Origin of the sequence: Leclercia sp. Marseille-Q4284 (genome assembly GCF_916618945.1) — a bacterium.
In the GTDB taxonomy this organism is placed as follows: domain Bacteria; phylum Pseudomonadota; class Gammaproteobacteria; order Enterobacterales; family Enterobacteriaceae; genus Enterobacter; species Enterobacter tamurae.
The window spans coordinates 1,757,916-1,779,846 of record NZ_CAKAKG010000001.1 but is presented as its reverse complement, the minus strand read 5'-3'; the positions used below and the strand labels follow the sequence as shown (position 1 = coordinate 1,779,846).

Genomic DNA, 21,931 nt, shown 5'->3' with positions numbered 1-21,931 from the left:
TGTAAAGTGAACACAAACGGGCACAATGTTGAGGTGTGTAAACAGAATGAGCTTATTGTATGTTGTAACTATTGATAATCCTGCCGCTACGTCTGGCCTGTTCTACACTCACTGACACCACACCACCGGGAGAACATCAATAATGGAGACCCCGTTAACCCCCCATAAGCTTCATCTGTTCTCGCAGATCCTGTGGCAACTCGGCTCGGGCCAGGGCAGCCGCGCTCTGCGTCAGGAGACGCTGGAACATTGACGACAAAGCGATGCGCGAGCATGCCAGCACCTGGCAATATATCGACCCCATCACCCCACTTCTGCGCGCAAAGCAGCGCCCGACGCTGGTTGAAGAGGTGATGCCCGCCCGCGAGTTATACAGAACGCCGTTCTACCATGAATTCCTTAAACCCTGCCGCATGCACCACGGGGTGAATGTCTATTTTAACCAGCGTGGAAAAAGGGTGCTGGCGCAGGTACAGGTCTGATAAAATAGCCCCGTTCAAAACATTCAGGGAATGAAAGTATGGATTATATTTGGCTTGTTCTCACAGGATTGCTGGTCGTTATTTTTATCATCATGTTTTATATATTCCGGACGTTGGGGAATGGTAAGTACTTTTTAGTGGGTTTCATTAAAATGGTTTTGTTAATACTTTTAACAGGACTTGCCCTATACCTCCTATTCTTGCTACGTATTTTCCATCCGACATAATCTCGGAATTTTAAGATATGCATTTTAATTCAATAGCTTAATCTCTTCCTTTTTGGTTACGCCAACCGTGTACACATTGAATTCAATTTTTTGGAAAAGTGGTAAAGCCGTTTATGACACATTATAAAATTGTATTGCTTTTAATGTTTTCATTCATGATTCAGGGGTGCTCAGATACAAGTCATGGCATCTACCGATCTGATTTTGTTATTAAACACCCATTGTCGAATCAACCTCTTTCTGGAGTGCCTTACAAAATAATCTCTCCCGACGGAACTATCATTAAAGGGAAAACGGATAAAAACGGACTTACCGCAGAAGCTACGTCAAAAAAACCAGGAGAATTCATCCTGACGTTAATTCCTGCAGGCGAACTTTAATTAGACGGGGTAATACTTATTCCATTGAACCCTAACGAATTTTCCCGCTAAACAGCCTGAATCCCCAGGTGTTATACAGCAGCGTTACCGGAGCCAGCAGCGCAAAGCTAACCAGCAGAAAGCGTTGTGTCTCCGGGGGCGCTGCCGCCTGTGGAATGCTTATCGAGGCCGGGACTATCCACGGAAACAGCGTAAATACCAGTGCGCCGAAGCCGCTACTGACCAGCACCAGGATCCCGGCCAGCGGCAGAAAGTGATACCCGCGCTTCAGGCTGAACCACATCAGCGCCCCACCCGCCAGCACCGCCCCGGCGAAGGGTAGCCAGATTCGGGGGTTGTGCAGATGCAGACGCCACGTCTCCTGTAAATGCATAGACCAGAACAGGACCCCGACCATCAGCAACAACGCGATCGCCGCCAGCCAGGGCGTCGCCCGCCTTGCCCGATGCAGCAGCTCCCCGGTACCCCGCCAGATCAGCCAGCCCTCGCCCATCAGGCAATAGACCGCCACCAGCGACAGCGCGCAAAAGAGCGGAAACGGGCTAAGCCACTCCCAGCCGGTGCCGGTAAACTGCTGCCCGTCATTGGGGATCGTCTGGATCAAACTCCCGGCAATCACCCCCTGCGCCAGCGTCGCCAGCAGCGAGCCGGTCACCAGCAGCGTATCAAACAGGCGCGGAGCATAATGCCGATACTCAATGGCCATCCCGCGCACCACCAGCGCCAGTACCAGGGTAAAGACCGGCACGTAGAGCGCGCTCAGGATAATGGCGTACGCGAGGGGAAACAGACCGAAGAGACTCCCCACTGCCAGCACCAGCCAGGTTTCATTCCCGTCCCAGATGGGCAGTAACGAGAGGTTGATCTTATGCCGGGAGGCCTCGTCGCGTTGCAAAGCGCAGAGCATGCCGGCACCGAGATCCGTCCCGTCCAGCAGAACGTAGATCCACAGACTCACCACCAGCGACGCCGCCGACAGGGCCTGAAGGAGCGGCAATCCTATCAACTCATGCATCGGTTTCCCCTTTCCCGGTTCGTCGGGCGACATCGGGCTCGGCCCCCTCTTCCTCCTGCGCGGGCGGCCTGGCGAGCAGACGCAGCAAAAACCACAGCCCCAGCCCGAACAGCGCCAGATAAAGCGTGACGATAACAATGAACGAGCCGAGAACGAACTGCGGCCCCAGGGGCGAGAGACTCTCTGCCGTACGCACCAGACCGTAGACCGTCCAGGGTTGCCGCCCGGCTTCAGTCACCATCCACCCCGCCAGCATGGCAAAAAAGCCAGCGGGAGCCATCACCACCATCAGACGCTGGAGCCCGCGTGCCTGCCATAGTCGCCCGCGTAAACGCGTAACCAGTCCGGCAATACCGGTCGCCACCATCAGCAGACCCAGCCCCACCATAATGCGAAAGGCCCAGAACACCAGCGGCACCCAAGGCAGTTCATCGGGCGGATATTGATTAAGACTGTGGATCGTCCCGTGCAGATTATGCCGCAGGTACAGGGAGCCGATATCGGGAATGGCCAGCTCAAAATGGTTGCGATGTTCTGCCATATCCGGCAGAGCAAAGAGCCGCACTGGCTCGCCCTGTCCGGGCGGAGGCGGATCCCAACTCCCCTCCATGGCGGCCAGCTTCACCGGCTGACGATCCCGGGTATTCTCCCCATGCAGATCCCCCACCACCACCTGCAGCGGCGCCATGAGTAGCAGGGTCCACATAGCGATAGAGAACATATGCCGGGCCGCGTGATGCCGGGGATCGCGCAGCAGATGCCATGCCCCACAGGCCCCTACCAGACAGGCGGTACCGAGAAGAGCGGCCACCACCATATGCGCCATCCGCCACGGGAAGGAGGGATTGATAATCACCGCCCACCAGTCCACGGGCCGAAAACGTCCGTCGGCACCAATGAAATACCCGTCCGGGGTTTGCATCCAGGAATTCGCGGCAAGGATCCAGAATGCGCTAAACACCGATCCCAGCGCCACAATGCAGGTGGCCATAAAGTGGACCCACGGCCGCACCTTGTTCATCCCGAACAGCATCACCCCCATAAAGCCCGCTTCCAGAAAGAAGGCCACCAGCACCTCCATATAGAGCATCGGCCCCAGCACTGCCCCGGTGCGGCTGGCCAGCCCGCTCCAGTTGGTCCCGAACGAAAACTCCATGACTACGCCGGTCACGATCCCCACCGCCACGTTCAGGGCGAATACCTTACTCCAGTAGCGCCAGAGGCTGAGCCAGACGGGTTGCCTGCGCCACAGCCAGAGCCCCTCCAGCATCATCAGAAACTGCGCCAGCCCGAGGGTAAAGGCCGCCAGCACAATATGAAAGCTGATGGTAAAAGCGAACTGACTGCGCACCAGCAGGAGTGCGGTCTCCGGACTCATGGCAGCGCATACGCCATCAAGGAATCCCCCGATCGGGTACCGAGGCCGCCGTGACCGCCCGCCGCAATCACCACGTATTGCTTACCGTCGTCCCCCTGATAGCTCATCGGGGTAGCCTGCCCGCCCGCAGGCAGCCTGATTTCCACAGCGGTTTGCCGGAGGTGGCATTGAGGGCAATCACCTGGCGATGCGGGGTGCAGATATAGAGTACGTTCCCCACCTTCACGGGTGTGACCTCAAGATTAAACTCCCGTCCGGCCTTATCTTCCCCCTCGTGCTTCACATCCCCCGAATCAAAGCGCCACGCCTGTTTCAGCTGGCTGACGTTCTGCGGGGTGATCTGCATCAGCGGGGAAAAACGCTGTCCGTCGGCGGTGCGGCCATAATATTTCCAGTCACGATCGCTTTGCGGCATTTGCGCCGCCGCATTCGCCGGAAATTGCTGATGCTGGATAAAGCGGGTATCGGAGATATGCCAGCCGGTAATAAATATTGCGGCGATAGCCAGTACATAGAAGATCCCCGGAGCCATAGCGCTACGTCTGGCGGAAAAGGTAAAGGTGAGTGGCCGGATCACCCACGGCATGCTGATCCCTACCCCCAGCACAGTAAGCACCAGCAGGCGCGGCATCAGCTGCCAGCCATCCAGACCCACCTCCCACACCGACCAGCCGACGCACCCGAGGAACACCAGCAGGTAGAGCCAGACGCCGCTCAGCCTAAGACGCAACAGCAGCACGCCGCTGAGCAAAAAGCCAATCCCGAACAGGATAAAGACCATGGGGCCGCCGACATAGGCCAGTCAGCCGCCGAGGATAATATATGCGAGCCCCACCAGGGCGACCAGGGAGCCGGTCAATACGGCCCAGAGACGAGATGTTGTCTGTGGCATTGCCCACCTCTTTTGTAAACTCACGTCAATAAAGTGTAAGCAATCGACGGGAAGGCGTACTAAGAAAGTCGAGATGCCGCGATTTAATGACTCTGCTGCTAACATCTCTACACTCAACTTCCCGGCTACAATCTGAATACGGAGCACCAGATGGTCACCACACACGTTTTTATCGCGGTCAGTCTTGATGGTTACATCGCCCGACAGGATGGCGATATCGGCTGGCTGTTGCAGCGCGACGATCCGACAGAAGATCATGGCTATGCGGCGTTCATCGCGGACAAAGAGTGGATTGTTATGGGGCGAGGCAGCTATGAGAAGGTGCTGACCTTTGAGGCGTGGCATTACGATCGGCCGGTGCTGGTGCTCTCGCGACAGCTGGCCGATACCCCGGTGCCCGAGGCGCTGAAGGGCAAAGTGCAGTTCTCCCGCCGCACGCCAAAAGAAGTGCTTAATGACCTGGCGGCGCAGAACGTAAAGCGCGTCTATATTGATGGCGGGCAAGTCATACAGTCGTTTCTGCGCGAAGGGCTGGTCGCCGATATGGTTATCACTACCGTTCCGGTCCTGCTCGGCTCGGGAAAACCGCTGTTCGGTTCCCTGCCCGGGGATATCGATTTGACGCTGTTATCAAGCCGTAGCTACGCTTCGGGCCTGGTGCAGTCGCATTATCGGGTGCGGTGATAAATCACCCTGATCGTTAAGAATTGACTTACCCCCGAATAGAACGAAAATAAATGTTCCCGGCGACACACTGTAGAAATGGAGTCTATCATCGCCTGCTCACGTCATTCTCAGCTTGCTACCCACCTTAAACGCTCCGGCGCGCTGATCGCCTGGGCGTTGTTACTGGTCAGTTGCAGCTCTACCCCACCCAAATCACTGGTCACCCCGCTGCCGCCGGTAGCTAAACAGCCCCTGCCGGATAAAACAGGACCTCATGAACCGGTGCGCGGCGTCTGGCTGGCGACCGTCTCTCGTCTCGACTGGCCACCGCTGGCGTCGGTAAATGGTCGCCCTGCCGCATCGCGGATCGCCATGCAGCAAAAGGCCCTGACCGATAAGCTGGATAACCTGAAAAGTCTCGGGATTAACACCGTGTTTTTCCAGGTCAAACCGGACGGCACGGCGTTATGGCCATCAAAGATTTTGCCATGGTCGGATATGCTGACCGGCAAAATCGGGGAAGATCCGGGCTACGACCCGCTGCAGTTTATGCTCGATGAAGCGCACAAGCGTGGGATGAAGGTCCATGCGTGGTTTAATCCGTACCGCGTGACGACCAATACCCGGCCCGGCACGGTCGCGGAGCTGAACCGTACCCTGTCGCTCAACCCGCCGAGCGTTTTTGTTCTGCATCGGGAGTGGATCCGCACCGCAGGCGATCGCTATGTTCTCGACCCTGGCATTCCGGAAGCCCGGGAATGGATCACCAGCATCGTGGCGGAAGTGGTATCGCGCTATCCGGTGGACGGCGTGCAGTTCGATGATTACTTCTATGCGGAATCCACGAACTCAACGCTCAACGATAACCAGACGTACCGCCAGTATGGGCAGAGTTTTAACTCGAAAGCTGACTGGCGACGTGATAATACCCAGCAGTTGATTACCCAGGTGTCGCGGACCATTAAGCAGATTAACCCCAACGTTGAGTTTGGCGTGAGTCCGGCAGGAGTATGGCGTAACCGCTCTCACGATCCGGCCGGGTCCGATACCCGGGGTGCCGCAGCCTACGATGAGTCTTTCGCCGATACCCGACGCTGGGTGCAGCAGGATCTGCTGGACTACATCGCCCCGCAAATCTACTGGCCGTTTTCCCGCGATGCGGCGCGCTATGACGTGCTGGCGAAATGGTGGGCTGGCGTGGTGAAACCAACCCATACCCGGCTCTATATTGGTGTCGCGCTGTATAAGGTGGGCGAACCCTCGAGCAAGGAGCCTGACTGGACGGTGCAAGGCGGCGTGCCGGAGTTGAAAAAACAGCTGGATCTGAACGAATCCGAGCCGCAGATCGACGGCACTATCCTGTTCCGAGAGAACAACCTGAATCAGCCCCAGGCGCAGGAGGCAGTGCGGTATCTGCGAACCCGCTGGGGGTCGTAGTTAATGCCCTGCGCGTTCAGGAATAACATGCCGGGCGCTTATTTACCCCTTCACAGGCAAAACAGTACATTCGGTGACGGGACCGTAATCATATCCCTGAATCGTGAAGTTCGGGAAATCAGTCACCGTCACCATGCTGTCAGATTGATAACTTGCGGGTCCATTGCGGAGCTGGTCTTCATTAATGCGGGCTAACTCCGCTGAACTGGGGCTGGTCACGCTGACGCTATCGGGATCGATTTTATGCGTCTGTCCCGTTTCGTCCGTAATGACGCTGAGTTTATAGCGTTGGGTGAGCACAGAGGTGGTTGTGCCATTGGGGATAAAGGTTGTGATCACCTGATATAGCCGGGTGTCACCCTGATTAGCGATCACTGTCATGCTGTTTTTATAATCCACGGTGACGGAATTCTGATCGGCGGCAATATTCAGCGGAACATGACAAATAACCTGAGTACCAGGATTTTGTACGGCATTTAAGCGCAATATCTCTTCATGCGAGGCCGCGAGACCAACAATTGGGGCCAGGAGGAGTGAGATAACAGCGTAGGTTCTGAACATCTTTATATTTGCCTTACTAATAATTTCCGTCAAATTTACCTTTCCGGTTTGATCATTGAAAGAAGCCATTGATTCACCTGGCCAAAACCGCAGTAAAGGGGCATACAGCCCCTTCCTTCAACCAAGTGCGCTTGCCCGGCCTACGGGTGGTTTTCCGGGGCAATAGTGCGCGATGTCACCTGAGAACCACTCTCGAGCCGTCTGATAGCCGGCACCAGGCAGGCCCCTGCCGTGGCGATCACCACCGCAACGGCGGAGACCAGCAGCACGTTGCTGGTGCCGTACTGGATCGCCAGCGGGCCAGCGATGAGCTCACCGAAGGGAATGGCCACAAACGACCCCACCGCATCGTAGGCGTAGACACGCGCCAGCTTTTCCGGGGGAATGTGGGTTTGCAGCGACTGAGCCCAGGCCACGCCAAACAGACCAAAGGTGACGCCAGCCATAAAGAACGCGGCCATAAGCCAGGATGTAGCGGCAAGCTGGCTGAGCATGAAGATGGGTAAGGCGCAGAATGACATCAGCATGACCCCAATGAAGAGGTCTCGACGCGGACGCCAGCGCAGGGCGAGAGATGACCCGACGATCAGGCCCACGCTCTGGGACGCAATAATCATCCCCCAGTGCGCCCGCCCAAAGGAGGCATCCGCAATCACCGGCCCGAGCACCATCATCACGCCACTGAAGGCGGCGTTAATAATGGTGAACTGGACGACGATAGCCCATACCCAGGCCCGGCTGGCGAACTCTTTCCATCCCTCTTTCAGGTCCTGCAGGATGTTGCTTTGCGATGTCCCGGCATCCAGTCGCGTCACGCGGATCAAAGAGTAGAGCGGCGCCGCGGCAGCGAAGCCCAGCGCATCAATGGCCAGACCCCAGCCGGGGCCGACGTAGCTGATCAGAATCCCCCCCAGCGACGCGCCGATCACCGTTCCACCGTAAATACCGGCCTGCAGGAAGGCGTTAGCCTCACGCAATTTCTGCGCGGGAACCGTCTGAGGGATCAGCGCCGACGAAGCTGGCAAGGCGATCCCGGCGGCCGCGCCATTGAGCGCCCCCAGCAAGGCCAGCCCGATCACCGTGGCGGAACCGTCCAGTACCGACCAGGCCACTATCGCCTGCGAGACGGCTGCCACCAGCGAAGACGAAACTAACACCAGGCTGCGGGAATAGCGGTCCGCCAGGACGCCGCCCAGCAGCAGGAACAGCACGTTGAAGATTGACCGGGACGCGACAACGATACCTAAATCAGAAACCGATCCCCCAATATCCAGGACCGCAAAAGCCAGCGCGATGGGGGCAATGCCATTGCCCAGCACGGTGAGGAAGCGGGCGGCAAACAGATTGCGAAAGGCGGAGAAGTGAAAGGCACGACGGTTTTTATTATCTGTTTTCATCGGGTCAATAGCTGCGGGATCGGGAGAGAGAGTATATAGGAACAGCGTTTCAAAAACATCCCGGCCGGTTAAACCCTCACATGATGGCTGGTCAACACACTATTCATGTAACGGTGGATCATCAGACCCGGCGCATCCTCAGCGGGAGGAACCCGTTCGGTACCAAAGCAGACCGGATTGGCCGGACACACGGAGGCACAAATATGTGCCGGAATGCCCGCAAACATTCCTGCTATCGGTCTGTGTACGTGCCCTGAAGCAATGTGCAGCGCGCCGTCGCAGGCATCCTTCGCCCAGGCGTTCTCTCCCCATACCGAACGCATCAGACGACGATCGTCTGAGTTACCCGGCAGTATTAAGGAAGCATAAGGCACCTTACCCAGACGGGCAGCGATCTGTCGATACCCCTCAAGCCAGCCGTCGTCGGTCAAATCCCCGGAAAGCACCAGCACGTCAGGCTGGAGTTGTGCCAGCCATCCGAGTACCCGGTCAAAACGGGCCAGATGATCGTTGTCGGGAGCGGCGTGAATATCTGAAACCTGGGCTATCAACATCGCGTTTTCCTTGGGTTCGGGAGCCCGTTAAGGCGCTTGCTGGCCCCCTGCTTTTCTTGTAACCTTCCCCGCTTTCCGCCCCTTTCCAGATAATAAAAGGATGCCTGTGACAGCTCACCCTTCGAAAGATCCTTTGCATGGCGTCACGCTTGAGATGCAGATCAATGCCCTGGTGGCGCGTTACGGCTGGGTGCAGCTGGGAAAGCTGATTAAAATCAACTGTTTTAACAGCGATCCCAGCGTCAAATCCAGCCTCAAGTTTTTGCGCCGTACCCCGTGGGCCCGCGCCGAAGTCGAAGCCCTCTATCTGGACTCGCTGGAGGATCCCGCGCCGACTGACGCCGAATCCACCAGCCCGTGGGACAGAGCGCGGGCCAACAAGTAACGCCCCGCGTTATGGCCGCCGTAACAGCACGATACTGCGGCCTGGCAGCGGAAAATCGGTATCCGGGCTCACTGACTGCCCCTGGTCCTCATCCCCTGCCGTACTCAGCTCCAGCACCCAGCCCGCTTCACCGCATTCCGGGATACGGAACGGTACCTCCCCTTCGTACGGATTGATTAACAGCAGCACCTCCTGCCAGATCCCCTTCTGCCCATGCAGATCGGGCCGGGTGAGATAGAGTCCCAGGGTGGTGCCCTCGTCCCAGTGCTCTGGCAGCTGCGGCCCGCCGCCGGCATTGAACCATGTGATCTCCATCCCGTCACGCCAGCTCTCACGACGCAGCAGCGGCTGGCTGGTACGCAGCTCGATCACATGGCGGGTGAAGTTACGCAGCGTCTCGGCGCTTTCCGGGAGATTTTCCCAGTGTACCCAGCTGATCTCGCTGTCCTGACAGTAACCGTTATTGTTACCCATCTGGCTGCGGCCAAACTCATCCCCGGCCAGCAGCATCGGCGTACCGTGGGAGAAGAGCAGCGTAGTAAGGAAGTTGCGTTTCTGCTGTTCGCGTATCGCATTGATCTGCTCGTCATCGGTCGGACCTTCGGCGCCGTAATTCGATGACCGGTTATCATTGTGGCCGTCGTTGTTATCCTCGCCGTTGGCCTCGTTGTGCTTCTCATTGAAGGAGACCAGGTCGTTGAGGGTGAAACCGTCGTGGGCGGTAATGAAGTTGATGCTCGCCCACGGGCGACGCCCGCGCTGGTCATACAGATCCCCGGAGCCAAGCAGACGCGCGGCAAAATCGGAGGACACGTTATCCCCGCGCCAGTACTCCCGCACGGTATCGCGATACTTATCATTCCACTCGCCCCAGCCCGGCGGGAAGCCCCCTACCTGATAGCCACCGGGGCCAATATCCCAGGGTTCGCCAATCAGTTTCAGCTTTGAGAGGGTCGGATCCTGCATCATGGCATCGAAGAAGCCGCCGCGCTGGTCGAACCCTTCCGGCTCGCGCCCGAGAATGGTGCCGAGATCAAAACGGAAGCCGTCGATATGCATCGATTCCGCCCAGTAGCGCAGGGAGTCCATCACCATCTGCAGCACACGCGGGTGCGAGGTATTCACGGTATTGCCGGTGCCGGTATCGTTCACATAATAGCGATGCTGCCCGGCAATGGTGCGGTAGTAAGAGAAGTTGTCGATCCCCTTGAATGACAGCGTCGGGCCTAACTCGTTGCCCTCGGCGGTGTGGTTATAAACCACGTCGAGGATCACCTCGATACCGGCATCATGGAAAGCGCGCACCATATCGCGGAAGCCCTGAATACCATTCGGGCCGCCGTAACGCGACGCCGGGGAGAAGAAGTTCAGGGTGTTATAGCCCCAGAAGTTTTTCAGCCCCCGCTCAAGCAGATGCTGGTCGTCCGGGAACGCGTGTACCGGTAGCAGCTCAACGGAGGTGATGCCGAGGCTCTTGATGTAGTCCACCGTAGCTTTATGCCCCATCCCCTCAAAGGTGCCGCGCAGTTCAGGCGGGATCGCCGGGTTGAGCTGGGTAAAGCCCTTCACGTGGGTTTCATACAGAATGGTGCTGGACCACGGCACCGCCGGGCGATGGGGATCCTGGCCGTCAAACACCCGCGGGTCGATGACCCGACATTTCGGGGTATAGGGCGCGCTGTCCCGGGTATCAAAGCTGAGATCGAGCTCTTCGTGCCCCAGCTCATAGCCAAAATGGGAAGGGTTCCAGATAAGCTCCCCGGTCAGTGCCCTTGCATAGGGGTCAATCAGCAGCTTATGCGGATTGAAACGGTGCCCGTTTTCCGGATCGTAAGGGCCATACACGCGATAGCCGTACAGCGCCCCCGGTTTCAGATCCGGGACGTAGCCATGCCAGACTTCATCGGTGTACTCCGGTAACTCCAGACGGGCAATTTCAGATTTACCACTCGGGTCAAACAGACACAGCTCAACGCGTTCGGCGCAGGCCGAAAAGAGGGCAAAATTCACCCCTTTGTCATCGTAATTCGCCCCAAGGGGATAACTCTGCCCCGGCTGAATTTCATAAATTTTGTCATAAGCCATAATGTCTTTCCCTCGAACAGTAATAATCATTAGCCGCAGGCAAGTAACACCCGCCAGCAATCCTGTGCATCACTCAATTGCAGGCTTTCGCCCAACGTCAGGGTCTCACCGCTGAAACAGTCCCGGTAGCTGCGTCCGGCAAGCTCGGGAGGAAGCACCACCTCTGTCGCCCCCCACAGGGCCGCTCCGGTTACCGGAAACGCCTGGGCGGCTTTCGCCAGGGCCAGCCGCGGTGCCACTACGATCAGCACGTCATCGTCATCAACGCGGGCGTAGGCGATCGCCTTATCCGCCCGTTCGCCACGGGTCAGGAGCGCCATATAGCTACCCAGACGGAACAGCGCCGGTTTGCGCTGGCGCAGATGCAGCAGCGTGCGGGTGACGGAGAGCTTCAGCTGCCCATCCAGCCAGCTTGCTGCGCGTGTAGCAATCTGCCGATCCGCCGTTGCCATCTGCTGGCGGAGCTGATCGAAATCGGGCTCGCGGCGGTTATCCGGATCGACGAGGCTGAAGTTGAGCCCCTCACTGCCCTGATAGACATCCGGCACGCCCGGGGCGGTGAGTTTAATCACCGTCTGGCTCAGACTGTTCACCAGCCCGGCGCGGATAAACGGCCGCAGCGAGGAGGTAAAGTCTTGCAGGAAATCCTGATTGTCCGGGGAGAGCAGATGGCGGGCGTACTCCAGCACCACCGTCTCATAGGCTTCGTTGCTGTCCACCCAGTCGGTGCGCAGCTTGGCCTCGCGCAGCGCCTTCTCCACAAAGGCGAGGAAACGCGCTTCCAGCGCCTTCAGCCCCGCTACATCCTGCGTATCCAGTTCCGGCGGCCAGACCCCCGCCAGCGCCTGATAGAGCATCCAGGTGTCGGCGGCACGCGGTGCTGTACCGTCATTCAGGAAGCGGACATGAGTCTGGTTCAGCTGCTGCCAGCGGGTCACGCACTCGGCCCAGACCTCCGGCGCTTCGGTCAGGGAATAGAGCCGGGCACGGGCATCTTCCCCGCGCTTGGTGTCGTGGGTCGAGGTGCCGGAGAGCGCGTCCGGCTGACGATCCCGACGCGCGGCCATCTCGGTGTGGAAACGCGTCAGCGAGAAGGCGCGCGGTACCGGTTCGGCTCCCACCTCGTTGAGGGCCAGATCCATGTGCTGCCGGAAGAACAGCGTGTCCTCCACCGATTTCGCCATCAGCGGCCCGGTCAATTGCTGGAAACGGGTGCGGAAATTAGTGGCGGTATCACGCGCCTCCTCAGAGACCTCGCCGGTCAGAATGCGCATCAGCAGCGCGATGGCGTCGGGATCGGCGTTGACCGTCGACACCACGTGGTTCAGCAGCCGCATATCCGCGGCAGACATCCCCTGTGCGGTGCCATAGGTGCGGTAGACCGGGAAGGCCACCAGCAGTTCGCGCAGTGCCAGCCGCAGAGGTTCCTCTTCGATACTGATGCCTTCGGTCCGGGCAAGATTTGCCGCCAGCATCAGCAACGTGGAAAACTCCCCGGCAAAGTTTCGGTCCACCATCAGCAGACGGGCGTCGCGCAGTTCCGCATCCATATCCACCGGGCGGCCCATCACCCTGTCATAGGCCTGGCGCAGGCCATCGATTTTGTCATCGTCAATCAGCACTTCCGACAGCGAAGCGATAAATTCATAGCCAGTGGTGCCGGAGATGGGCCAGTCTTTGGGCAGGTTCTCGCCTTTACTGAGGATCTTCTCCACCGTGATATAGCTGTCGGGACCCGCCTCCTGCCGCAGACGTTGCAGGTAGGCGCGTGGGTCGGCCAGCCCGTCCACGTGATCGATACGCAGCCCGTCCACCGCCCCCGAGCGCACCAGCTCAAGGATCAGCCTGTGGCTGTCATCAAACACCGCGTCGTCCTCAACCCGCACGCCCACCAGACCGGTGATCTCGAAGAAACGTCGCCAGGAGAGATCGCGCGGCGCATCGCGCCAGCTGGTGAGCCGCCACGGCTGTTGGTTGTGCAGCTTCGTAATGGCAGTCGGATCGCGAAGGCTCAGCACCTCCTCTTCCCGCCCTTCCCAGCTATCAGGGGTCAGCGGATAGAAGGTGTCGAAATAAGCCAGCGCCGGTTTACCGGTCTCAGGGTCGCGCCGGACGCTAATTTCGCCGTTGGTCAGCACGACATCAAAATCATCCCCCAGAAACGGCAGCGTCAGCCGCCGGGACCAGTCGATATCAAAATGCCGGGCGTAGCGGCTCTTCTCCCCGTGCTCAATCACATCCCGCCACCAGCCATTTTCCAGCGAGGTGGACATGTGGTTCGGCACAATATCGAGGATCAACCCCAGTCCGGCCGCCTTCAGGGCGCTGACCATCCGATCAAAACCGGCCCGGCCGCCAATAGAAGGGTCAATCTCGTTAGCATCGGTGACGTCATAACCGTGCGTCGAATCCCGGGCGGCGGTGAAAACTGGAGAAGCATACAGATGGCTGATACCGAGCTGTTGCAGATACGGCACCAGACTGGCGGCACGATCGAAAGTCATGCCATTGCGAAACTGAATACGCCAGGTCGCTGTGGGGATCATCAGGTTGGTTCTCCTTGTGCAAAACGTACAATAACGGTGTTCGCGAGCAGCTCCGTGCGGCCTTCCGGCCAGGCAAACAGCGTTTCACCTGCGATATCGGGCATCAACTGAGGCTGGTCACCCGTATTAAATGCCAGCGACAACGTGCCCTGTGTAAAGGTCCAGCTCACCACCACGCAGCCCGGCGCGGTTTTCAGCACCCGGCCGGTACCGCCCTGTGCGCCGGCCAGCAACGGGACAATCGCCCGCTGGCGCAGCTGCAACAGCTGCTGGGTAAAGCGCAGCCAGTTCTGGCCATCAGGCTGATTGAGTTTGTTCCAGTCCAGTTTCGAACGGGCAAAGGTCTCCGGCTCGTTGGGGTCCGGCACCGTCTCGTCGTGATCGCTGAACTCCTTCGCGCGCCCTTCCCGCACCGCGCGGGCCAGATCGCCGTGAAAATCGGTAAAGAACAGGAACGGCTGGGTTTCACCAAACTCCTCGCCCATAAACATCAGGGGGATGTGCGGGGAGAGCAGCAGCGCGGCCATCAGCACCCGGGTACGCGCCTCCCCAATCAGGCTCAACAGGCGATCGCCCTGAGCACGATTACCTACCTGATCGTGATTCTGGATGAAATCGACGAAGGCCGTTGGCGGTTGAGCGATACTGCTCACTCCCCGGAGTTCACCGGTTTGCGGGGAACGTTCCCCCTGATAAGAAAAGCCCTCAGCCAGCGCCCTTGCCACCCACTGCTCTGGTTTTTCAGCAAAATCCTGGTACCAGGCGTGGGTTTCTCCGCTGGCCATCACGTGGACGGCATTGTGCAGGTCATCATTCCACTCCCCGGTGAACAGCGGCACGCTGCCGTCGGCCTCTCGCGGATGGAGAAACACCACGTTGCGGCTGTCTTCGGTAGTGAGATGCACCGGCCGGTCGGTGATAGCGGCGCGGATGCGGGTGGCGATCTCAATCAACACGTGGGTGTCGGAGGAGTCTTCAATCTGATCGATAGCGTCAAAGCGCAGGCCATCGAAGTGGAACTCCGTCAGCCAGTACAGCGGCGCCTCGACAATAAACTGACGCACCGGGGCGAGGTCATAGGCAATGCCGTTCCCCCACGGGGTCATGCGTTCCGGATGGAAAAAGTCCGGGGCCAGTTTCGGTAGATAGTTACCCTCCGGGCCAAAATGGTTAAGGACGATATCCAGCACCACCGACAGCCCCAGCCCGTGGGCAGTATCGACAAAGGCTTTCAGCTCGTCCGGCGTGCCGTAGGCGCTGTGCGGGGCATACAGCAGGACCCCGTCGTAGCCCCAGCCGCGATTGCCCCCGGCCTGGGAGACCGGCATCAGCTCAATCATGGTAATGCCGAGCGAGGCCAGATACGGCAGTTTGTCGGCGGCCGCGCGGAAGGTGCCCTCGGGGGTAAAGGTCCCGATATGGAGCTCATAGACCACGCTCTCTTCCCAGGGCCGGCCCTGCCAGTGGGTGTTGCGCCAGACATAGCTGTGAGGATCGCACACCAGCGACGGGCCGTTAACGTCCCCTTGCTGAGCGCGGGAGGCCGGATCGGGCACCGTTGTGCCGTCAGGCAGGATAAAGCTGTACACTGAACCGGGGGCAACGTTGTTGACCGTCAGTTCAAATCCGCCGTCGCCGGTCGGGTTCATCGGCAGTGTTTCGTCGTTCAGGCGCAGGGAAATTTGCTGCTGACCGCTGGCCCACAGATGAAAGCGAACGCTGTTCGCATCGCTATATTCACAACCCCAATACCTAATAGATTTAGCAGTCATTCCACCACCTCGTTTGACCCATGATCCTCGGGTTGCCCGGCGTTTATCGCGAAGCAGAGGGAAAAAGAGAAAATGCGCTGGTGTTAAACCGCGCATGAACATCAAGCATAGACCAGGAAATTAATGTGAGATGGGTCACTGCTAAGGGTGCGGAGAAGATAACTATTGGGCACTATCGGCTCCCTCTCCCTTGAGGGAGAGGGTTGGGGTGAGGGGGAACCGGCCGCACCAGCAGACCGGAGCGCTCCCCCGTGTTATGCCGGTTCCGGCAGTCTGAAGCTGGCGATGCTCTGGGTCAGGTGTTTCGCCTGCTCTTCCAGCGAGGCGGCCGCGGCGGCGGACTCCTGCACCAGGGCGGCGTTTTGCTGGGTCACACCGTCCATCTCGGTCACCGCCTGTCCGACCTGGCCGATGCCGCGGCTCTGCTCTTCCGACGCCACCGAGATCTGCTCCATCAGCGCATTCACTTTATTGACCGAACTGATGATGGCATGAATCACCTCTCCGGAACGATTTACCAGCTGCGAACCGTTTTTGACGCTGGAGACCGACTGGGCAATCAGGTTTTCAATGTCCTTCGCCGCCACGGCACTCTTCTGCGCCAGGGTACGCACTTCGGTCGCCACCACCGCAAAACCGCGGCCCTGGTTACCGGCACGAGCGGCTTCAACCGCGGCGTTCAGGGCCAGGATATTGGTCTGGAAGGCGATGCTGTTGATCACGCTGGTGATATCTTCAATGCGCTGGGAGTTGGCGGCGATGGTGTTCATGGTCTCGATCACCTCGCGGGTGACCGCCTCCCCGGTGCGGGCATTGTTCACCGCATCCTGCACCAGCTTACCGGCCTGATGCACATTGTCGGTGTTATTGGCGACCGTGGCGCTCAGCTGCTCCATGCTGGCGGCGGTTTCCGTCAGGGCTGACGCCTGCTGCTCGGTACGTGAAGCGAGGTCGATGTTGCCCGAGGCGATCTCCTGCGAGGCGTAATTAACGGTGCGACAGGCTTCGCGCACCTGGGAGATGGTATCCAGCAGGGCCAGACGCATCTGCTCCATCGAGCCCATCAGCAGATCGATTTCATTGTTCGAACCCGCCTTCTGCGGTACGGCCTCCGTCAGCTGACCGGCGGCGATCTGGCTGCAGTGTTCCCGGGCCAGGTTAATCGGGGCAAAGACAAAGCGCTTCATCAGAACGCTCACCCCAATAATCACCACCACAAACAGCGCGGCAAAGGCGGCAATAATGGTTAAGCCAGAGGCGAAATGCGCCCGCGCATCGTCATTGAGCTGCTTCGCGTATGTCTGATGCACCGTCAGAACCTGATCGAGGACGATTTCATACTGACGGTCGAGACGGGAAATCTGCGGGATCAGGGCATCAAATTTTGCCGCATCCTGCGCCGAGGCCGCGTCGATCAGCGGCGACAGCCCCTGATTGCGGTAGGCGAGCCAGGCATCATCATAAGCCTGCACTAACGGGGCCTCATCCGGCAGACGCGGCGCGGCATTGAAGGCGGCGAAGGCGCCATCCGCTTTGGTCAGCGCCAGCTTCACCGAGTCCAGCTTCTCCGCAAGACCGGCGGTGTCACCGCTCTCCACCTGCTTCATGTACTCCATGACCCGCACGCGCAGGGTACGGCTGTGGTTAATGGGATCGATAATGGATAACACCACCTGAATTTCTTTATTCACGTTATCCAGAGAATCATTGCTTTTAATGGCCAGCCAGACATTACTGGCGGCACTGGCAACAAAGAAAAACAGCAGGGCTAACAGAATGGCAAGGGACGACTTTTTTAACGACATAACTACCTCAGAAATAAAACGGTCTGAAGTGTTATCGGCATCCACCCCTTAATATTGAATTAAAGTTATTTATTTATAGGGATATTGATATTGCTGTGAATAGTTATTTAAATCATCACATTGCACAGCAGGACCTGATATTTTGGCCCTGCCATAGATGGAAATTTTTTATCTGTTTAGCGGATGATTATTTGCTGCAGAGTTAATCGTCTAAAGATTAAGCGTGGTGAAAGTGCGGCCAGTGAATTTCGCCCACACCGTTTAATTTGGGGCGGGCGAATAAAAAGCCCTGAAAACGTCTGATGCCTGCCGACTCCAGCCAGCACCACTCTTCAATTTTTTCAATGCCTTCTGCCACCAGCGCAATCTCCATATCGGTGCAGCAGCTGATGATCGACTTCACAATCGCCTGCTTCGGGCCACTTAAATGGATGTTGCTGACAATCTCACGATCGATTTTCAGTTTATCCGGCTGGAAGCGGGTCAGCAGCGACAGCCCGGCATAGCCTGAGCCAAAATCATCAATCGCAAGGCCAATCCCCGCTGCCCTTAACTGCTTGATGGCGCTGTTGAACTGGTTAAAGCCGGAGATCATCTCGTTTTCGGTGACTTCAATCACCACCTGCTCCGGCTGTAGCCGGTGGGCGAGGATCTGATCCATCAGAAAATCGACGGCGCCGGGCACATTGACCAGCGACATCGGCAGCAGGTTAATGGCAATTTTATGATCGCCAATGCCAATCTTTTCTGCCAGCGCAAAGGCGTATGCCTTGGTCAGCAGATCCACTTCATAGACTTTGTCCTGATCGAGAGTGCTAAAAAAGCGCTCGGGGCTCCCGCCGTCGTTGCTGCGGATCAGCGCCTCCAGCGAGGAAATTTTGCCCTCGGTGGGTTGCACGATGGGCTGCAGGGCAAACTGGCAGACCTGATTATCAATCAGCCCGGCGATGGCATCGCCAAAGGGGTTATGCTCCGCGGCCAGTGACCACCTCTCCGGCCGGAACTGAGATCCGCCCGACGTTCTTTTGGGCTGCGTGATAAACGTCTTAATAAATTTAAAGACCCGGTCTTCCGCCGCCAGATAATTATCCAGCTTGCTGTAACGCAACACCGATGAGAGCACCGATTTTGGCGTGTCGATCCGCAGATCGAACAGCAGCATGCCGACGTTTTCAAAGCGGCGGCGCGGGCCGTAATCACGCATCAACTCCACCACGCTGTCATGACGCTTGTCCTGGCCGATCTTCGCGAACAAGGTCTCAATGACCTCTTCAGAGCCTTCAAGGATCTGCAGAAAATCATGACCGTTAAACAGCAAAATACCCGTGACATCCAGCGCGGTATTGTTTTTCCTGGCCTTTTCAACAAGTGTGAGGAGGGATATAGATTTGCAGGATGGATTTAACTGGCTTTTGTAAATGAGTGTCGTCAGCACAGTCATTGTTCCCGATAGAGTGTTAGGCCTTATAAACTATTGTTTAACATAAATTACATTTATCGACTAATAGTATTAAAAGGATATATCAGGAAAGAAGCGATTCGGCTCAAAAACAATCAATATGAATGTTTAATTCTGGCGGAGATGAAAATGAAACGTACGCTGCGGCTGTTGCTCTGTTTACCGGTGTACGCCCTCGCCGCTCCGCTGGTGCCGCCCGCCGGTTTTACCCAGGCGCTACCGCACACGGGAAAAGGTGGCTGCGTTCCCCTGCCCGCGCCCTATATCGCCCCACTGACGCTGCGCAGTAAATATGAAGGGTCCGACAGCGCCCGCGCCACCCTCAATCCGCAGGCCGAACAGGCATATCGCACGGCAATCAAACCTGTCGTCGGCTTTGAACGCGGGATCTCGACGATGGTGTGGCGCTATAAACAGAGCGGGGATCCGCAGACCCTGGACTGTATTCTGGACGGCTACGCGGCCTGGGCTAAAGCAGATGCGTTACTCTCCGGGGAGACCAGCCACACCGGTCGTGCCATGCGCAAATGGGCGCTGGCGACGCTGGCCAGCAGCTGGCTGGATCTGAAGTTTACGCCGGATACATCCTCTGGCGGACAACAGGACACTGAACGCTGGCTGGGCCAGCTGGCGGATCGGGTGGTACAGGAGTGGGACGGCCTGCCGCTGAAAAGCACCAATAATCACAGCTACTGGGCAGCATGGGCGGTGATGGCCAGCGCCGTGGCGCTCGACCGGCGGGATCTGTTCGACTGGTCGTTAAAAGAGTACCGCATCGCCGCGGGGCAAATTGCTGCCGACGGCACGCTGGCAAATGAACAGCGCCGCGGTGAGCGGGCGCAGTTCTACCATAATTATGCCCTGCAGCCGCTGGTAATGATCGCCAGTTTTGCCAGAGCCAATCAGGTGGATGTGATAAAAGAGAACGAGGGTGCGCTGGCGCGGCTGGCGGGGTATGTGTTGCGACAGAATGAGGCTCATCTGGAGTGGCTGGAGCCCTGGTGCGCCATGACTCACTGCGATTCAGACACGCTGTCACGCCTGCAAGCCAGCCGTCCAGCAGAGGATCGCCGCCTCGGCGGCAATCTCACCCTGCTCTATCAGCGTTAAATCTGCGCCATCCCGCCATCCACGAATAGCTCGGTGGCATTGATAAAGCTGGCGGCATCGGAGGCAAGGAACGCCACGACTTTGGCCACCTCTTCCGGTTCGCCAATGCGACCCAGCGGCACCGTTGCGGCTAAGGCATCGAACAGCCCTTGACGCTGTTCTTCCGGCACCAGCTCTCCCAGCCCCGGGGTTTTAATCGGACCCGGGCTGACGACGTTGACCCGGATCCCGCGCCCCTGCAAATCGAGCGCCCAGGAGCGGGCAAAGTTTCTGACTGCCGCCTTGCTGGCGCTGTAGACGCTGAAATTAGCGGTACCTTTCACGGAGACGGTCGAGCCGGTGAGGATCACCGACGACCCGGCAACCAGCAGCGGCAGCGCCTTTTGTACCGTAAACAGCACCCCGCGCACGTTGGTGGCGAAGATGCGGTCGAAGTGTTCTTCGGTGATGGCGCCCAACGGCAGCATATCCCCGCCGCCCGCATTGGCGAACAGCACGTCCAGCCGTCCGGCCTGTTCGGCGATCTGCGCATACACCGTATCGAGATCGGCAAGACGTGACGCGTCGGCGCGAATACCGGTCACCTGCCCGCCCAGACTGGCGACGGCGTTGTCCAGTTCAGCCTGACGGCGGCCAGTGATGTACACCTTCGCCCCCTGAGCCATCAGCTCTTTTGCGGTTGTCAGACCGATACCGCTGGTGCCGCCGGTGACGAGTGCGATTTTGCCTGCTAATGCTGAGTTCATGTGATTTACCTTGTGCGTTGTGGGTGTGGACGCACTCTACCGCTTGCGGCATTAGCGAAAAATCAGCAAAAATGGGAATCACTTTTTCCTCACGTAAATAATCCTCGCTTGTAAGGGCCCGCTCTATGGATCAGTTAATGGCAATGCGCGCTTTCACGCGCGTGGTGGAAACCGGCAGCTTTACCCGGGCGGCGGACTCCCTGAACATGCCCATCGCTACGCTCAGCAAGCTGGTGAAGGCGCTGGAGGCGCATCTGGGCGTGCGGCTGTTGCAGCGCACTACCCGCCGGGTGACATCGACACCGGAAGGAGAGGATTATTACGACAAGGCCCGGCGGGTGCTGATTGATATCGAAGATATCGACACCTCCTTTAGCGCGGTAAAACTTCAGCCGCAGGGGCATTTGCGAATCGATGTGGGCGGCTCGACAGCGCGGGACGTTCTGATCCCGCTGCTGCCGGATTTTATGCGTCGCTATCCCGATATCCGTATCGACCTGGGGGTGGCAGACCGGCCAGTGGATTTAATCAGCGGTAACGTCGACTGCGTGATCCGCGGCGGCGCGCTGGGGGATTCATCCCTGATTGCCCGGCATATCGGCAATGCGGAGATGGTCACCTGCGCCACACCGGGCTATCTGAAGCAGCACGGGATCCCCGCCTACCCGGAGGAGTTGCGTAATGGTCATAAGCTGGTGAGCTATCTCTCTCCGGTGTCCGGTCGCGCGGTGCCGTTTCGCTTTACCCACGGCGATGAAACCCGGGACATCACCCTGCAGCACCATATCGGGATCAACGAAAGCAATGCGCATCTGGCGGCGGCCGTTGCCGGGATAGGGATTATCCAGACCTTTCGCTACTCCGTCAGGGAGCTGATTGAGGCGGGATCGCTGGTGGAAATTCTGGCGACATGGCGTCCGCCGCACTACCCGTTTTACGTAGTGTATCCACAGAACCGGCATGTGACGCAGCGTTTAAGGGTATTTATCGCGTGGCTGGGGGAGGTTTTTCCGCAGGCGGTGAAGGGATAGCCG

At 58.2% G+C, this 21,931-nt stretch carries 18 protein-coding genes and 1 pseudogene; 7 read left to right on the top strand and 12 right to left on the bottom strand.

All coding sequences use genetic code 11. The features are described from left to right. Window positions 1-263 precede the first annotated feature (263 nt). On the top strand, window positions 264-482 hold the full coding sequence (locus tag LG383_RS08280) for a hypothetical protein (RefSeq protein WP_225758818.1): 219 nt from the start codon (window positions 264-266) through the stop codon (window positions 480-482). 340 nt (window positions 483-822) lie between these two features. Then, entirely contained in the window at window positions 823-1,089 is a 267-nt protein-coding gene (locus LG383_RS08275) for a hypothetical protein (RefSeq protein ID WP_225758817.1), read from the top strand. A gap of 31 nt (window positions 1,090-1,120) precedes the next feature. Here the strand turns inward: LG383_RS08275 and LG383_RS08270 are convergent, their stop codons facing one another. The 3 genes and pseudogenes from LG383_RS08270 to LG383_RS23020 form a co-directional block, all read right to left on the bottom strand. Next, window positions 1,121-2,104 carry a cytochrome d ubiquinol oxidase subunit II gene (locus tag LG383_RS08270; protein WP_225758816.1) on the bottom strand — a complete coding sequence of 328 codons (984 nt, stop codon included), beginning with the start codon at window positions 2,102-2,104 and terminating at the stop codon, window positions 1,121-1,123. Further along, window positions 2,097-3,482: a cytochrome ubiquinol oxidase subunit I gene (locus LG383_RS08265; RefSeq protein ID WP_225758815.1), complete on the bottom strand. Its 1,386-nt coding sequence runs from the start codon at window positions 3,480-3,482 to the stop codon at window positions 2,097-2,099. The genes LG383_RS08270 and LG383_RS08265 overlap by 8 nt, the downstream gene beginning before the upstream one ends. Then, window positions 3,479-3,699 (bottom strand): annotated as a pseudogene (locus LG383_RS23020) (hypothetical protein); the annotation flags it as partial. The gene LG383_RS08265 and the pseudogene LG383_RS23020, both read right to left, overlap by 4 nt. An 825-nt stretch (window positions 3,700-4,524) precedes the next feature. On the opposite strand from LG383_RS23020, the gene LG383_RS08255 reads away from it, so the two are divergent. Then, a complete protein-coding gene (locus LG383_RS08255; protein WP_225758813.1) occupies window positions 4,525-5,058 on the top strand; it encodes a dihydrofolate reductase family protein in 534 nt (177 codons plus the stop codon). 78 nt (window positions 5,059-5,136) lie between these two features. Next, window positions 5,137-6,477, top strand: a complete 1,341-nt coding sequence (locus LG383_RS08250) for a glycoside hydrolase family 10 protein (protein WP_225758812.1) — start codon at window positions 5,137-5,139, stop codon at window positions 6,475-6,477. 42 nt (window positions 6,478-6,519) lie between these two features. On the opposite strand, the gene LG383_RS08245 is transcribed toward LG383_RS08250, so the two are convergent. The 3 genes from LG383_RS08245 to LG383_RS08235 form a co-directional block, all read right to left on the bottom strand. After that, window positions 6,520-7,107, bottom strand: a complete 588-nt coding sequence (locus tag LG383_RS08245) for a hypothetical protein (protein ID WP_106992859.1) — start codon at window positions 7,105-7,107, stop codon at window positions 6,520-6,522. Window positions 7,108-7,178: 71 nt separating this feature from the next. Further along, complete coding sequence (locus LG383_RS08240; protein ID WP_225758811.1) at window positions 7,179-8,435, bottom strand: MFS transporter; 1,257 nt, start codon at window positions 8,433-8,435, stop codon at window positions 7,179-7,181. A 68-nt stretch (window positions 8,436-8,503) separates the two neighbouring features. Beyond that, window positions 8,504-8,989: a metallophosphoesterase gene (locus LG383_RS08235; RefSeq protein WP_225758810.1), complete on the bottom strand. Its 486-nt coding sequence runs from the start codon at window positions 8,987-8,989 to the stop codon at window positions 8,504-8,506. Window positions 8,990-9,095: 106 nt separating this feature from the next. On the opposite strand from LG383_RS08235, the gene LG383_RS08230 reads away from it, so the two are divergent. Next, window positions 9,096-9,374: a VF530 family DNA-binding protein gene (locus tag LG383_RS08230; RefSeq protein ID WP_106992861.1), complete on the top strand. Its 279-nt coding sequence runs from the start codon at window positions 9,096-9,098 to the stop codon at window positions 9,372-9,374. A 9-nt stretch (window positions 9,375-9,383) separates the two neighbouring features. Here LG383_RS08230 and glgX read toward each other — a convergent pair whose 3' ends face one another. The 5 genes from glgX to LG383_RS08205 all read right to left on the bottom strand — a co-directional run bounded on the left by glgX (window position 9,384) and on the right by LG383_RS08205 (window position 19,017). Next, window positions 9,384-11,459 carry a glycogen debranching protein GlgX gene (gene glgX, locus LG383_RS08225; protein ID WP_225758809.1) on the bottom strand — a complete coding sequence of 692 codons (2,076 nt, stop codon included), beginning with the start codon at window positions 11,457-11,459 and terminating at the stop codon, window positions 9,384-9,386. 29 nt (window positions 11,460-11,488) lie between these two features. After that, the gene (gene treY / locus LG383_RS08220; protein ID WP_225758808.1) at window positions 11,489-14,005 is read right to left on the bottom strand and encodes a malto-oligosyltrehalose synthase; all 2,517 of its coding nucleotides are present in this window, start codon (window positions 14,003-14,005) and stop codon (window positions 11,489-11,491) included. Beyond that, entirely contained in the window at window positions 14,005-15,777 is a 1,773-nt protein-coding gene (gene treZ, locus LG383_RS08215; protein WP_225758807.1) for a malto-oligosyltrehalose trehalohydrolase, read from the bottom strand. The genes treY and treZ overlap by 1 nt, the downstream gene beginning before the upstream one ends. A 254-nt stretch (window positions 15,778-16,031) precedes the next feature. Next, window positions 16,032-17,582, bottom strand: a complete 1,551-nt coding sequence (locus LG383_RS08210; protein ID WP_225758806.1) for a methyl-accepting chemotaxis protein — start codon at window positions 17,580-17,582, stop codon at window positions 16,032-16,034. A gap of 217 nt (window positions 17,583-17,799) precedes the next feature. Beyond that, on the bottom strand, window positions 17,800-19,017 hold the full coding sequence (locus LG383_RS08205) for a diguanylate phosphodiesterase (protein ID WP_225758805.1): 1,218 nt from the start codon (window positions 19,015-19,017) through the stop codon (window positions 17,800-17,802). A 153-nt stretch (window positions 19,018-19,170) separates the two neighbouring features. Between LG383_RS08205 and LG383_RS08200 the strand changes: the two genes are divergently transcribed. Further along, entirely contained in the window at window positions 19,171-20,151 is a 981-nt protein-coding gene (locus LG383_RS08200; RefSeq protein ID WP_225758804.1) for a mannuronate-specific alginate lyase, read from the top strand. Here the strand turns inward: LG383_RS08200 and LG383_RS08195 are convergent. Then, complete coding sequence (locus tag LG383_RS08195; protein WP_225758803.1) at window positions 20,148-20,897, bottom strand: SDR family oxidoreductase; 750 nt, start codon at window positions 20,895-20,897, stop codon at window positions 20,148-20,150. The genes LG383_RS08200 and LG383_RS08195 overlap by 4 nt on opposite strands. Window positions 20,898-21,022: 125 nt before the next feature. On the opposite strand from LG383_RS08195, the gene LG383_RS08190 reads away from it, so the two are divergent. Continuing rightward, window positions 21,023-21,928 carry a LysR family transcriptional regulator gene (locus tag LG383_RS08190; RefSeq protein ID WP_166182455.1) on the top strand — a complete coding sequence of 302 codons (906 nt, stop codon included), beginning with the start codon at window positions 21,023-21,025 and terminating at the stop codon, window positions 21,926-21,928. The last annotated feature ends 3 nt before the right edge of the window (window positions 21,929-21,931 follow it).

Coding starts and splice junctions, on each gene's coding strand:
- treZ (WP_225758807.1), bottom strand. CDS start 15,777: ATGACTGCTAAATCTATTAGGTATTGGGGTTGTGAATATAGCGATGCG.
- glgX (WP_225758809.1), bottom strand. CDS start 11,459: ATGGCTTATGACAAAATTTATGAAATTCAGCCGGGGCAGAGTTATCCC.
- LG383_RS08280 (WP_225758818.1), top strand. CDS start 264: ATGCGCGAGCATGCCAGCACCTGGCAATATATCGACCCCATCACCCCA.
- LG383_RS08190 (WP_166182455.1), top strand. CDS start 21,023: ATGGATCAGTTAATGGCAATGCGCGCTTTCACGCGCGTGGTGGAAACC.
- treY (WP_225758808.1), bottom strand. CDS start 14,005: ATGATCCCCACAGCGACCTGGCGTATTCAGTTTCGCAATGGCATGACT.
- LG383_RS08250 (WP_225758812.1), top strand. CDS start 5,137: ATGGAGTCTATCATCGCCTGCTCACGTCATTCTCAGCTTGCTACCCAC.
- LG383_RS08245 (WP_106992859.1), bottom strand. CDS start 7,107: ATGGCTTCTTTCAATGATCAAACCGGAAAGGTAAATTTGACGGAAATT.
- LG383_RS08200 (WP_225758804.1), top strand. CDS start 19,171: ATGAAACGTACGCTGCGGCTGTTGCTCTGTTTACCGGTGTACGCCCTC.
- LG383_RS08210 (WP_225758806.1), bottom strand. CDS start 17,582: ATGTCGTTAAAAAAGTCGTCCCTTGCCATTCTGTTAGCCCTGCTGTTT.
- LG383_RS08255 (WP_225758813.1), top strand. CDS start 4,525: ATGGTCACCACACACGTTTTTATCGCGGTCAGTCTTGATGGTTACATC.
- LG383_RS08235 (WP_225758810.1), bottom strand. CDS start 8,989: ATGTTGATAGCCCAGGTTTCAGATATTCACGCCGCTCCCGACAACGAT.
- LG383_RS08270 (WP_225758816.1), bottom strand. CDS start 2,104: ATGCATGAGTTGATAGGATTGCCGCTCCTTCAGGCCCTGTCGGCGGCG.
- LG383_RS08195 (WP_225758803.1), bottom strand. CDS start 20,897: ATGAACTCAGCATTAGCAGGCAAAATCGCACTCGTCACCGGCGGCACC.
- LG383_RS08240 (WP_225758811.1), bottom strand. CDS start 8,435: ATGAAAACAGATAATAAAAACCGTCGTGCCTTTCACTTCTCCGCCTTT.
- LG383_RS08275 (WP_225758817.1), top strand. CDS start 823: ATGACACATTATAAAATTGTATTGCTTTTAATGTTTTCATTCATGATT.
- LG383_RS08265 (WP_225758815.1), bottom strand. CDS start 3,482: ATGAGTCCGGAGACCGCACTCCTGCTGGTGCGCAGTCAGTTCGCTTTT.